8 protein-coding genes, 1 tRNA gene and 3 pseudogenes are annotated in these 13,217 nt (G+C 56.7%); 9 read left to right on the plus strand and 3 right to left on the minus strand.

From position 1 onward, the window contains the following. Window positions 1-182 precede the first annotated feature (182 nt). The 3 genes from F7R06_RS00750 to F7R06_RS00760 all read left to right on the plus strand — a co-directional run bounded on the left by F7R06_RS00750 (window position 183) and on the right by F7R06_RS00760 (window position 4,096). Window positions 183-3,077 (plus strand): sensor domain-containing phosphodiesterase, encoded by a 2,895-nt coding sequence (locus F7R06_RS00750; protein ID WP_090322606.1) that lies wholly within the window; start codon window positions 183-185, stop codon window positions 3,075-3,077. Window positions 3,078-3,171: 94 nt separating this feature from the next. Beyond that, a complete protein-coding gene (locus F7R06_RS00755; RefSeq protein ID WP_090322603.1) occupies window positions 3,172-3,708 on the plus strand; it encodes a dihydrofolate reductase family protein in 537 nt (178 codons plus the stop codon). A 314-nt stretch (window positions 3,709-4,022) separates the two neighbouring features. Beyond that, window positions 4,023-4,096: transfer RNA gene (locus F7R06_RS00760), tRNA-Cys, on the plus strand. A gap of 83 nt (window positions 4,097-4,179) precedes the next feature. Here the strand turns inward: F7R06_RS00760 and F7R06_RS00765 are convergent. After that, window positions 4,180-4,653, minus strand: a pseudogene (locus tag F7R06_RS00765) (integrase); the annotation flags it as partial. 778 nt (window positions 4,654-5,431) lie between these two features. On the opposite strand from F7R06_RS00765, the gene F7R06_RS00770 reads away from it, so the two are divergent. Then, a complete protein-coding gene (locus F7R06_RS00770; protein ID WP_139204795.1) occupies window positions 5,432-5,983 on the plus strand; it encodes a phage tail protein in 552 nt (183 codons plus the stop codon). 221 nt (window positions 5,984-6,204) lie between these two features. Here F7R06_RS00770 and F7R06_RS00775 read toward each other — a convergent pair whose 3' ends face one another. Then, complete coding sequence (locus F7R06_RS00775; RefSeq protein ID WP_090322597.1) at window positions 6,205-7,272, minus strand: SGNH/GDSL hydrolase family protein; 1,068 nt, start codon at window positions 7,270-7,272, stop codon at window positions 6,205-6,207. 106 nt (window positions 7,273-7,378) lie between these two features. On the opposite strand from F7R06_RS00775, the pseudogene F7R06_RS00780 reads away from it, so the two are divergent. The 4 genes and pseudogenes from F7R06_RS00780 (at window position 7,379) to F7R06_RS00800 (ending at window position 10,655) form a co-directional block, all read left to right on the plus strand. Beyond that, window positions 7,379-7,916: pseudogene (locus F7R06_RS00780) on the plus strand (glycoside hydrolase family 19 protein). Between the two features lie 104 nt (window positions 7,917-8,020). After that, window positions 8,021-8,384 (plus strand): annotated as a pseudogene (locus F7R06_RS00790) (lysis protein); the annotation flags it as partial. 761 nt (window positions 8,385-9,145) lie between these two features. Further along, a complete protein-coding gene (locus F7R06_RS00795) occupies window positions 9,146-9,601 on the plus strand; it encodes a hypothetical protein (RefSeq protein WP_090322594.1) in 456 nt (151 codons plus the stop codon). A 139-nt stretch (window positions 9,602-9,740) separates the two neighbouring features. After that, window positions 9,741-10,655 carry a universal stress protein gene (locus tag F7R06_RS00800; RefSeq protein ID WP_170288739.1) on the plus strand — a complete coding sequence of 305 codons (915 nt, stop codon included), beginning with the start codon at window positions 9,741-9,743 and terminating at the stop codon, window positions 10,653-10,655. A gap of 109 nt (window positions 10,656-10,764) precedes the next feature. Here the strand turns inward: F7R06_RS00800 and F7R06_RS00805 are convergent, their stop codons facing one another. Next, window positions 10,765-11,262: a BCAM0308 family protein gene (locus F7R06_RS00805; RefSeq protein WP_090327354.1), complete on the minus strand. Its 498-nt coding sequence runs from the start codon at window positions 11,260-11,262 to the stop codon at window positions 10,765-10,767. Between the two features lie 271 nt (window positions 11,263-11,533). Here F7R06_RS00805 and groL point away from each other — a divergent pair, with 271 nt between their 5' ends. Continuing rightward, the gene (groL, locus tag F7R06_RS00810) at window positions 11,534-13,150 is read left to right on the plus strand and encodes a chaperonin GroEL (RefSeq protein ID WP_090322588.1); all 1,617 of its coding nucleotides are present in this window, start codon (window positions 11,534-11,536) and stop codon (window positions 13,148-13,150) included. Window positions 13,151-13,217 lie beyond the last annotated feature (67 nt).

Raw genomic sequence — 13,217 nt, forward strand, 5'->3', positions numbered from 1 at the left:
GAGGCCGAATGTGAGGCATGAGGCCGAGGGAGCTTCCTCCTATCAAGGAATTGCGCGCCATCGTTGGCACAAAGCGAATAAATCTATTGAAAAAAACCTCAGCAGGCTTTAAACGGAAGGCTCACTGGCATTGCCAATAACAGGCAAACAGGTATCGCCAGTTTTTGGCTCAGGGAGCGCTGATGAGTTTTCGTCCTTTGACAGACTCCCCGCAGCAATCGAAAGACTGCGACGTGGCCGCATCTCAATTGAAAGGGAACTCGGATACGGTCGGGATGGCATACGCGGGCAACGAGGACACGATCGAACAATTGCTGGACTCAGCGCGTCACTGGGCCCACACCACCGGGTGGGCGGTTTACCGCGCCGGTGAGCAAATGCATTTGGTCGGGCAGGGTGACCCAGGGATGCAGTGGCCATCCAGCGTCGCAAACGAAGCGTTTGAAGCCTTTTGCTCGAGCCGGCGCTTGCAACGCTGGCCGACCGGCAGAGGGGAAGGTGTACTGGGTTGGTTGTTGGCGCCAGTCGATGATCCTGCGCAACCTGCGCTCGCCGAGCTTGCCCTGCGCCTGGGCATTGAGCTACAGACCAATACCCTGGCCCGTGCGCAAATTACCCAGCGCGTGCTGTATGAAATTACCTACCTGGCCAGTTCGACCCGCGATCGCTCAGTATTTCTCGTAGGGGTGCACCGGCTGCTGGCCAGCCTGATCGATGCCGAGAACTTCTATCTCGCGCTGTATGACCCACGCACGGGCAAGATTGACTACCCGTATTACGTCGACATCATCGACGTTGACGCCCTGGAGGCCGAAAACTACGAATACCTGGACCGCTCGCGCCTGTCGTTGACCGGCCAGGTGTTGACCACCGAGCAGCCGTTGCTGATCGATGCCGCCGGCATCCTCGCGGCTGAGGCCGAAGGCCGTTTCTATTGCGTGGGTGACCGTCCCGAGTTCTGGATGGGCGCCCCGTTGAAAAACGCATCGGATGACGTGTTTGGCATGCTCGCGATGCAGGTCTACGACGTTTCTCGTATCTACAGCGCTGAAGACCGCGCGCTGTTCCTTGTGGTGGCGCGCCACGTCGCCATGGCCCTGGACCGGATTCTGCACCGCGAGGACCTTGAAGAGACGGTGATACGTCGCACCCTCGAGCTGTCGGCAGTCAACGATGCACTTAGGCAGGAAGTGGCCGACCGGGAGCGAGCCGAGCATCTGCAGAGCGCGTTATTCCAGATTGCAGAATTGTCCAGCCAACCGGGCGACATGGCTGAGTTGTTTCAATCCTTGCATGGCATCGTCGGTGATCTGCTGTTCGCGCAGAACTTTTACATCGCGCTGTTCGACGACGCGACCAGTGAAGTGACCTTTCCCTATTATGTCGATGAGCGGCAGACGACCTGCCCGCCGGCGCGGCGTGGTCGTCGCGGCTTGACCGAGTACGTCATTCGCCAGCGTCGACCTTGCCTGATTGACGTCGGCGAGGCTGAACGCTTGTCCGCAGTCGGCGAAATTGAAATTGCCCAGGAGTCTGTCCGATCCTACTCGTGGCTGGGCATTCCCTTGTTCGATGGCGACGTCGTGCGTGGCGTGCTTGCGGTGCAAAGCTATACCTCCCAGGTGCGCTATACCCTGCGTGACCAGGAACTGCTGACCTTTGTGTCGCGCCACATCGACACCGCACTGTCGCGACGCACGGCCGCCGAAGCAATCCATGCCGCCAACCTCAAGCTGGAAGCCCGGGTGCAGAGCCGCACCCGCGAACTCGATCACGCCAATGCCAAGTTGCAACACGAAAACTCCCACGATGCCCTGACCGGGCTACCCAATCGCACCTACCTTCAGCAGCGTCTCAATCTGGCGTGGACGCGGTTCGGCAGCGAAGGCGGGCACCTGGCGGTGATGTTCATCGACCTCGACCGTTTCAAACTGGTCAACGACAGCCTCGGTCACCATTTTGGCGACCTGCTGTTGATGCAGGCCGCCCACCGTTTGCGCGGTTGCCTGCGCGACACCGACATGCTGGCTCGCCTGGGCGGCGATGAGTTTTCGGTACTTGCGCCCGAGGCACCGCTGGATGTGTTGATCGACATCGCCGAACGGATCCTGGTGGCGTTCGACCTGCCGTTTTTCATCAATGGCCATGAAGTTTTTTCGTCCTGCAGCATCGGCATTGTCAGCGCCGACAGCCAGTTCCATCACGAGCCAGCCGACTTGCTGCGCGATGCCGACGCGGCGATGTACCGGGTCAAGAGTGCCGGGCGCGACAGCTACGCGGTGTTCAACCAGGAAGTGCGCCGTGAAGTCTCGGACCAGGTTGAGCGAGAAGGGGCCTTGCGCAACGCGCTCAAGCGTACCGACGAACTGCTGCCGTATTTCCAGCCGATTGTCAGCGTCGAAAGCGGCGAACTGTTGGCCCTTGAAGCGCTGGTGCGTTGGCATCAGCCCGGCGGCCGGGTGATCGCGCCGGGCGAGTTTTTGCCGGATTTCGAGGGCTTGCGACTGATCGGGCGGCTGGATCTTTACATGCTCACCAGCGTTGCAGTGATCCTCGCACAGCCACGGCACGCCAATTGGCCGCCAGTGCACGTCAATTGCTCCAGCTACAGCATGACGCGGCCTGACTTCGCCAATGATGTACTTGCGTTGCTGGCGCGGTATCAGGTCTCGCCGTCGCGGATCTGCCTGGAGTTGACCGAAGGTGCGCTGGTCGCGGAGCCGGCGATCGCCCGACTGACCATGCAGCAATTGGCCGACAACGGCATGTCGGTGGTGCTCGATGACTTCGGTGCCGGGTTCTCATCCCTGAGCTATGTGCATCAATACCGTTTCAGCGGCTTGAAGATCGACAAGTCGTTCATCCTCGAACTGACCACCAGTGCCCGCAGTCGCGCGATCGTCCGGGCGATTGTGCGGATGGCCGAATCGCTGGACCTGAGTGTGGTGGCCGAAGGTGTCGAAGACGAGGCGACACTGGACTTGCTGCGTGAAATGGGCGCAGGGCAGGCCCAGGGTTATTATTTCGCCAAACCGATGGGGTTGGAGGCGTTGCTGGCGAGTTCGCTGATCCGTTGATGTTTCGATGTCGGGCGGCTCCAGGTGTTCGGCGTGCATCCCCCCAACAACCTGATCGAGATTTACCCCTGTCCCCCAAAAAAGGCCCCTGAAGATGACCACCGCACATGTTTTCATCGCCACCAGTCTGGACGGTTTCATCGCTCGCCCCGATGGCGACATTGACTGGCTTTTGCAACGCGATGATCAGACCGAGGATCATGGCTACTCAGCTTTCATCGCCGACAAGGATGTGATCGTGATGGGGCGGGGCAGCTATGAGAAGGTGCGGACCTTCGATAGCTGGTTCTACGACCTGCCCGTGGTGGTGCTGTCCGAACAACTGGCCAATTCGCCGGTGCCCGAGGCGCTGGAGGGCAAACTGCGATTTTCCAACCTCGCTCCGAAGGAGGTAATGGCAGAGCTGGAGAGGCAAGGCATGCGCCGGGTCTATGTCGATGGCGGGCAACTGGTGCAATCATTCCTTCGCGATGGGTTAGTCGCTGATATGGTAATCACCACCGTGCCGGTGCTGATCGGGTCGGGAAGGCCATTGTTCGGTGGCCTTGAGCAAGATGTAGATTTGAAGCTGGTGTCCAGCCGCTGTTTTCCCTCGGGTCTGGTGCAGTCCACTTACCGGCTGACGCCATGATCTGCTCGAGTGATCGAAACCCGCTAATCGAGTCATAGGCTGTCATTTTCCAGCCTTGTATGGGGCCATGGGGGTGATTGCGCCGCAATGGAAGGGGATCGCACCTCGTTGGAGTAATGAAACCAGGCCCCAGAATTTTTTTTGAAATCAAGGGGTTGCCAGCCTCAAGAAATGAGTACATAATTCACGCCATCGAAAGCACTGACCGCTGAAAAAGCTCAATGTTTTCAATGAGATAGACGCTAATCAATGCGTGGTATCTCACCCAGGTTTGTACGCATTTGTTGTTGTGCTACTGACAGCAAATGTTTTGAGGCCGAGTAGCAAAATGGTTATGCAGCGGATTGCAAATCCGCCTACGCCGGTTCGATTCCGACCTCGGCCTCCACTATTAAAAGCCCCGCAGATTAACGTCTGCGGGGTTTTTTATTGGGCGCAGGAAAGTGCAGGAGTTCCGAAACTTTAGGGGGTGGAGCTCTGTTTTTTGTTCCTCTCAATGATTTCCTCTATGAGAAGGCCCAGGCTATTTTTCACGCCATCGGCCTGCATCTGGATTCGAAAGTGCTTGCTGGTTTTTCCTTGCTGCACCGTCAAGTAATCCCCTTCGATGTCGCCACTCGTCATTGCGATAACGTCGGCTGGGCGCTGCCCCGTTAAATAGGCCAGGTCCATCGCGTCCCTCAGCTCCTGCGGAGCTTGTTCATATACTGCCGCCCAGGCCATGTCGTTTGCGTAGTAGTCCCTAATCTTTTCCTTGTTTTTTCGAACGCCTGCGCACGGGTTCTCCCGGTCGGTGAAACCCCATTCCCGCGCCATGTTGAACACATAGTACAGAAGGGCGATTTCCCTATTCGCCCTGGTCTTGGCCATCCTTGCATCCCGATACTGCGCAACCATGGACGGGGTGATGGCATCGATCGGCGCGTCATCAAACGCATCCCGTAAGGGATAATGACCTATGTCGCAACATGACATGAACCTTGCAAATGGCCCCGGCGCGACATTCAGAGTGGACCTGAATGGTGCGTTATCAGCGCTAGTGTCACAGAGTAGTGGGGCAACGACTCCAAGCCCTGCATTCCCTTGTCAGCTGTGGGCCAACACGGGGACTGGAAGGCTTAAGCAGCGGGACAGTGCAAACACCCAATGGCTGGACAGGGGAGGGCTTGATACCGCTCGCGCTCCATTCGGCGGTTACACCGGGATTACTGCGGTTTCGACAAACACAGGGCTTACCGCTACAAACCTCGGGCAGTTGGTCCTTGTCACTGCTGTTGGAACAACGCAGACACTGCCACCTTTGGCAAGTTCGCCAGCGGGAGCTTCAGTAACTTTCGCTGTATTTGCTGCTACTACCATCAAAGGTAGCGGCACCGAATTGATCACGAATATCTACAACACCAGCTCGCCAAATTCTATGGTGCTGTGTGCTGTGTGCTGTGTGCTGTGTGCTGTGTGCTGTGTGCTGGCGAGCTGACTACGCTCACTAGCAACGGCAGCGGCGGGGTCAATTGGGTCACTGCGTCATACGAGCGGGCAGAGCGCCCCGGTTGGCAGTGCGTCCAACGTTAAAATGGCGGTCGCTTCAGCCTCAGCGATAGCGTCTATTACCAATGACGAGATTGTCGTGGGGACGGCATTGGGGGGGCAGTCCGGGGGGCAGTCCTACAGGCTGGCAGCTTTCAACAACGCTATAAATTTGGGGATTACCGGCCCTGCGGGGATGGACGTCGGCTCATCCCCGGCTAACGGCTGGGTTGCGATCTACGCGATTTATGATCCTACAACAGGCGTCTCAAGGTTGTTGGCAGTAAACGCGACCAGCGCTGTGGCACCAACGGTTTACGGCGGCGCAAATATGCCTGCGGGTTTCACCGCCTCGGCGTTGGTTAGCGTATGGAGGACTACCGGTGCAGGACTGTTTGATGTCGGAACTCAGCAGGGGCGTATCGTTTCAACCATCGAAGTGTCCGTGCTCAGCAGGTTGATACAGCAAGCATCTTTCACCTCCCTGAGTATTTCGGCAGCAGTACCGCCAATTGCAAAGTTTGCAGCTGGGTACATGCGTATAGGCTCAAACAGTGCAGGCGACTATCTCGGGCAGCTCTCATCGAATACTACAGGGATAGGGTCGACCCAGATCGGCGGAGGGTACACGAACGCTTCTGGTGCATTCAATCTCGCCTTGATCACGGCACAAAATATCTGGTATGCCGCTACCGTTACAGTTGGCACTATGAGCGCGTCCTTCTTTATTACGTCATACACTTTTTAAGGCGGCCCATATGCAATACGTTCAGTTTTCTGATTCGTCCGAAGTTGCAGTTGTCTCCGTCTTTGGAAATCCGCAAGACCCCGGAGAATATCCGAATCAGGGTGAAGTCCAAGATGATGATCCGCGTTACCTGGAGTTCATGACTCCTAAAGTGGGCCCGGTCATAACTGACCCCATCGAGAAACTTAAGGCGTTCCTCGACGAAGGCGGCTTCGATAGGACTACATGCGCGAGATTTTGTGATGCACAGACTGTGGCGATCCTTGATTTATTGCTCTCTCGATCTTTGGGGCAAGAATCTCAACAATCTTTTTGTATCCTTCTATATTGGGATGAAGTCCAGCGTCCCAGTAATACTGGTCTTTATTCTCCAGTTTTCTAAAGTCTTGATCTAGATCTACAATCTGACAGTTGCAACCTTTGCCATTCCAGGTTTGAAGTAATTTGTTTACTTCTACATTGGTTGCGTCGTGCTTGTCCATGCGCGGTAAAAGAGTAGAAATAATAACTGATCCGCCTTTTTTACTAAGGTAGTTGGCAATTATTTTAATGTTTTTTACGGTTTTTTGTGGTGACTTAATTTGCCAGTCATTGGTTCCGGCCAAAATAAAATAGTAGTCTGAGCGTTTTATTTTGTTAATCCTCGCAATTATCTGCTTGGTTTTATTGCCGCCTTCTCCAGCATGGCCGAACCCGTAAATATCTGTATGGGGACCAGTAAATCCAATGTCTGGGATTTGTTTTTCCAGCATGCACCTGAAATAACGACCGCTGCTCCACCATGTTATGGAGTCACCCACCATAGTGATGGATTTCTCGTGTATTTTTTTCTTTGTTTTGACTTCGTAGAATCTATAAAAACCGGGCTCTGTTAAGGATTTACCGTCTACCCATGCCATGTTTCCGATATAAGAAGAACCATTGATAAAGTTTGTTTCGTTGATTCTGAAACGAGCGCTTTCCGTGCCATTGCTCATTTCGTAAAGCGAGTCTAGGTTGAACATTCCTCTTTTTCCGACGATTCTGCCGACCTTCGGAGAAAAACCAATCCAACCTGGTGGTGAGGCTATGGTTTCCAAACTCCCCATTGGAATTTTTCCATAGTCTGCTTCCGGCTTTAGTTTGCAATACTGCTGAGGCGATTCAAATAAATTGTTCTGCTCAGCATGGTCAGCAAGTGCTGTGCATGAAATAAAAAAAGAAGTTAATGCAGTAACCGACTTTGTGAGCAATTTAAATACTTCCTTGTAAGATGCGCGATGTAAAAAATCGACGCTATTGGCTTCCATGCGGCATCCCGACGAATTATTTAGAAGAAATGCTGGAGCCGAGCATTCTAACAGCACTGCAAGAATTTACCGCCTTTTAGCTGTTTTCTATCGACTGGTGAAAAACATGCCCATCACTCAGCAGCAGCAGCTGCTGCTGCGAATCCCGAACGCCGGCGCCAAAGCCGGCGTTTTTGCAGCTGTTCTCAACACCGCCATGCAGCGCTACCAGATAGTCGGTGCGAAGCGTATAGCGGCGTTCATCGCCCAGATCGGGCATGAGTCCGGGCAACTGCTTTACGTCCGCGAGATTTGGGGGGCCGACGCCTACCCAAGTCAAACATGAAGGGCGGGCAGACCTGGGCAACACTGTGGCGGGCGATGGCTCCAAGTACCGCGGCCGTGGCCTGATCCAGATCACCGGCCGGGCCAACTATGCAGCATGCGGCGAGGCGCTGGGAGTAGGCCTGGTGAACCAACCTGAGCGGCTAGAGCAGCCGCAGTACGCCTGCATGTCCGCCGCCTGGTTCTGGGCGACGAAGGGGCTGAACACCCTGGCAGATGCCGGTAATTTCGAGCGGATCACTCGGCGTATCAACGGCGGCCTCAATGGTCAGGACGACCGGTTGGCGCTGTGGAAGAAGGCCTCGGATGTGCTGGCATGACTGCCTTCACCAAGGTTTCCCGCGTGCTTGCCACCACTGAGGAAGGGAGTCTGTGGTTCGAGTGCTGGACAGACAGTTGACCTGCCGCCTTGGGAGGATGAGGTATGACAGCTGCGTCAATGAAGTTGGCGCTGGCCGGCGTGCTGGCGCTGTTGCTGCAGGACTGGCGCTACGGCAAGCAACTGGCCGAACAGGCCGGCAGTCATCAGGTAGACCTGACCGCTATCTGCAACGCAGCTGCCGCCCAAGTCCGTGCCGATCAGGACAAGCGGTTGGCGCTCGAGCAACGCTTGTCGGCAAGTGACCAAACCCATCATGAGGCATTGACCAACGCTCAAAAAGACCAGGCTCGCTTGCGCGATCGCATTGCCACTTCTGATTTGCGGCTGTCAGTCCTTCTCGACGCGGCAGATTCCGCCAGTGGCTGCGCAGTGCCAGGCAGGTACCGGCACCGGCGGCGTGGTTCATCGGCACGAGCTTTTAGTTCGGCAGGTGGTGTAGCGGGTTGAAGAGGAGCACAGGCGGTAACTGACAATGCGACGCACGTAACAAGCAGTTTTTTATGCGGTTGCATATTCATACTCTCGGAGAAAGGAATAAACCATTGGCGTGCCATTAGGGGACCCTAAAACAGCGCTTCACATGTCAGCCTGCTGTGGATTTGCGGCCGCTAAGGGAAAGTGAGTGAGAATTTGGCATCGTGAATCCTCCGAATAGGTGAGCGTAGCATCTGGGAAATGGAGTGTTCAGGGGGAGTGGCATTCGGTCGGCAGAACGCCGGAGGAGGGGGTAAAATCAGTTCCCAAACTCAAAGACGAGCCCGCATTCTACGCGGTCTGTAGAGCATCTGTTTCGCCTTAGTTTCGGAACTAAAAAAGGCTACAGGCCGCAGCCTGTATGCGTTTGACTATCGGAATGCAAATCCGCCTACGCCGGTTCGATTCCGACCTCGGCCTCCACTCTTTAAAACCCCGTAGATCAGTGATCTACGGGGTTTTTTATTGCCTTCAAAAAATTCATTTGTCTGCAAAACCTTGAAGACTTAGGTCCAGTGGATTCTTGTCGGCGCCAGCCGTTCAACCTGGCGGTCCCCCCCACAAACCGGATCACAGCCAAATGGCACCGGACGTCATTCAACGATGCCCCGGCTGCGCGCAGGTTGATCCAGATCAAACGCCATACGGCGATCAGCGCCATGCTTTTGATAAACATGGGCGCGAGATCCGGTCATGGCTTACGACAAACTCATCAGCGGGGTTCACGCAGTCGGGCACTGGGGCCGGGGTACCGTGCTCAGGCTGCTGCGCTGGCCAGGCACAAGGTCCTGGAAACGCGAGGCCACCATCCTGATGTCAATTTTGCTGACGCTGACGGTGGGATATCTCACGGCGTTTCGCTATGCCTCCTATACGGTGCAGGACTTGGTGGGGACATGCACTGCGCGTTTGGAGATTGAGCTTGAAGGATCCGACATGGCCCCCCTCGAAAGCGCGCTGCCTCGGTCCTTGTGCCAATGCCTGGCTCAGGCGCTTCTCGACAAGAACGGTATTGTTCGCCTGGCCATGGTCAACAGGCACTGGTTTGATCCGGTGTCCCTTGAACCGGTGACGGAAGCGGACGAGACGGCCTGCATCAATACCTTGTGGGTGCCCAATGCCGAATTGGCCACGCGCCTCACACTGTGAGTCAAGTTGTCGAAATGTTCCGGGTAGCGGCCAGGCCGCCCCTGTTCTCGCGCCAAAGAGTTGCTGCGTGCGGTTGAGCGTGGCGCACGCTGTATTTACGCAGGGATGCCGACTGTTTCATCCGATGCTGAGGTGTGAAATGTTCCTTCCAATGCGTTTGCTTTTTCTCGCCTATCCCCAGGCGGTCCACAGCGCCGGCCTGGAATATGCCGGTCATCTGGCATTGACCCTGGGTGTTCCCTTGCACCTCACGGCGTTCATCGATCCTCACGGGGCTGAGCTCGCCAGCCAGACGGGCGCAGAAAGCCCTGACATGGCACGCGAACGGGTGATGGCGCAGCGTCACCAATGGCTCAAGAGCGAAAGCATTCGCCTGCAGGCCAAGGGCGTGGAGGTCCACCCAGACGTGATCTGTTCCAGCGCGGTGGAGTGCGCTGCCTACGCGCAACGCGTCGAAGCGGACTTGATCATCAAGGACATGCAGGCGCGGCCCGGATTGTCAGCGCTGGATTGGGAGTTATTGAGTGCCAGTCCGGTTTCCGTACTTTTCGTCCGGCCGGGGCCGATCCAGACCTGCGGCAAGTTTTTGGTCGCGGTCGACATGGCGTTTCAGTCAAAGGCTGAGGACAACGGCAATCACTCGATCATTGAGGTTGCGCGGCACCTGGCGAACGCCTGTGGTGCTGCGTTGCACCTGATCAGTGTTTACGACAGCGGTACCAGCAGTCACGGCGACCTGGCCTTGTTCGATGCCCGCAAGCAGGCGTTCGATGCCTTGGCCAGTCAGCATGGTATCGCCAGTGAACATCGGCACTTCATTCCCGGTGCTCCGGCCAATGCCATTCGTTTTTACCTGCAGCGCAGTGCCTACGACCTGCTGGTCATTGGCGCGGCCAATCACCATCTGCTGGCGTCCGATATTGGCTTGACCGCTGAAGGGATTCTCGAAGGCGCCGGTTGCAGCGTCCTGGCAATCAAACTGCCAGCGGGCGCCCAATCGCCCAAAGCCGTCGAAGAGGCGCGGCAGTTGGAACCGGACTTGATCAGGAGCTAGCAGGTGAATGGCGATTGCCATTTGGCTTGATTGCCCAGGGCGCCCGGTTTCAAGCAAACCGCAGCGCCAGGGCTGATCCAGGCAGGGTCAGCGACAACCATGCCTGGTGCTATTCGTCACGCTTCCAACTGACGGTCAAAACATACTCATCATCGCCGTACTGGTAGTCAGAGTCGCCATTGTAGGCGGCTTCCAGTGCATGGCCCAGGCGACTGGCAAGATGGATGCCGGTGGTGGTGACGATCAAGTCATCCCCTGAGTCGGTCATTTTGATGATGCGCTCCAGGGCATGATCGGCCTTTTCCTTTTTCTCGGTGTTTTCGATCAGGTTGATGATTTCATTGCGATGGTTGAGTAAGAAGCTGCCCGATAGCGTCAGCGTACCCGCAGGCATGTTGTCATCGATGCGTCGGCATGCCGGGCACGTCACTGTTTGCGCGTCGTGGATCACCGTGTTTTCAGGGCTTTTCCAGGTCCAGTTGCCGGCATGGTAAACCGAGTCGCACTGTGGGCAGATGGCGGAACCTTCAAAGCGCTGCGAACGATAAGGGTCGTGGGTATCCGTCTTGAACAGTTGGTTTTTCTGGCTCTGTTGATACTTGTCCATGGTTTTTTCCTCGCCTGTGAGATCGAAAAAATCCAACCGTTGTGGATTTCGCCCATCCATTGGGACTCGATTTCTGGTCGCCCGGCTTGATTTTTATCAACTCGGGGGCGAGTGCTGACAGTCGGTCTAACCGTGCGGAGACTGACCTGCGGAGGTGCCGAAAAGGGCGCGGCGATGGGCCGACATTGTTGATAAAAGTCAAGGTCTCAGGGGGCATTTCCTACAAGCTGCAGGAAGGCATTTGTTAGCGAACTGGCAGGAGTACACCCTGATGGCCCACAGCAAAATCGTGTTTCGCGCGACTGCTCGCGAGAAAATCCTGAGCGGCGCCACACAGTTGGCGGACGCCGTACGCGTGACGCTGGGACCGAAATCGAAATCGGTGCTGATCCAGAATAAATGGGGCAATCCGACGGTTTGCAATGACGGCGTGACCATCGCCAAGCGCATCGACCTGCTCGATCCCGAGGAAAACCTCGGCGCCCAAATGCTGCGACAAGCGGCGGAACGCACAGGCGAAGCGGTCGGGGACGGCACCAGTACCTCAACGGTACTGGCCCATGCCATCCTGGCCGATGGCATACGCAACGTCGTTGCCGGTGCCAGTGCGATCGACCTCAAGCGCGGCCTGGATCTGGGGCTGTCGCTGGTCGTGGCATCACTGGCAGCCCAGTCGCGCCCGGTCAGCACACCCAGGGAAAAAGCTCAGGTCGCCACGCTGTCGGCGCATAACGATGCCGTGATCGGTCAACTGGTGGCAGACGCGCTGGAAAAGGTCGGCGTTGAAGGCGTCGTCAGCGTCGAGGAGTCCAAGACAACCGAAACCGTGGTCGAGGTCATGGAAGGGATGCGTTTTGACCGGGGTTATGTCTCTCCCTATTTCGTCACGGACGCCGAAAAGATGCAGGTCGAACTCGACGATGCCTACCTGCTGCTCTGTGACCACAAGATCGGTGCCCTCAAAGACTTGCTGCCGTTGCTTGAACTCATTGCCAAAAGCGGACAGCCGCTGGTGCTGATCGCCGACGACATCGAAGGTGAAGCGTTGACGACGATGGTCGTCAACCAGATACGCGGTGTCCTGCGGGCTGTAGCGATCAAAGCACCGGGCTTTGGTGATCGACGCAAGGAAATGCTCCAGGACATCGCCATTCTCACCGGGGCAACGGTGGCGTCCAATGACCTGGGCATCACCCTTGAACAGATGGAGTTGAGCCAGTTGGGGCGAGCGCATCGAGTCGTGGTGCAAAAGGACAGTACCGCGTTGATTGGCGGTGCAGGCAGCACCGAGGCCATCGCAACGCGCCTGCAGCAGATCCGTGCGCAAATCGACAGCACCACCAGCGATTACGACCGTGAAAAACTCCAGGAACGTTTGGCGAGGTTGTCCGGCGGTGTCGCGGTGATTCGTGTCGGTGCGCCTTCGGAAGCAGAAATGAAAGCCCGCAAAGATGCACTCGATGATGCCATCAGCGCGACGCGGGCAGCGATCTCGGAAGGCATTGTTCCGGGAGGAGGGCTGGCACTGCTCAAGGCCGTGCCGATCATCGCCGCCGAGGAAGCGCGGTATGAGGGAGATGCCAGGACCGGCCTGCAGATTCTGCGTCGGGCACTGGAAACGCCGGCCCGGCTCATTGCCGAGAACTCGGCCGTGGATGCTGGCGTCGTGGTCGCGCGCATGCTGGCCGAACCCGGCAACATTGGTTTCGATGCGTCCGCCAATCGCTACGTGGACATGTACGAAGCCGGCATTATCGACCCGACCAAAGTGGTGCGCATCGCCCTCGAAAATGCCGTTTCAGTCGCCAGCATCCTGCTGTTGACCGAGGCGACCATCACCGACATTCCCGAAAAGGAATCACCCGCCCAGCCGGCGTTTCCTGAGTGATGGCGATGAGTGGGCACCCGCCAGGGTGGCTGACTCGGTTGAACAGTACGCGACTGAAGGGGGCAAT

The sequence above is a fragment of the Pseudomonas moorei genome, assembly GCF_008801475.1.
In the GTDB taxonomy this organism is placed as follows: domain Bacteria; phylum Pseudomonadota; class Gammaproteobacteria; order Pseudomonadales; family Pseudomonadaceae; genus Aquipseudomonas; species Aquipseudomonas moorei.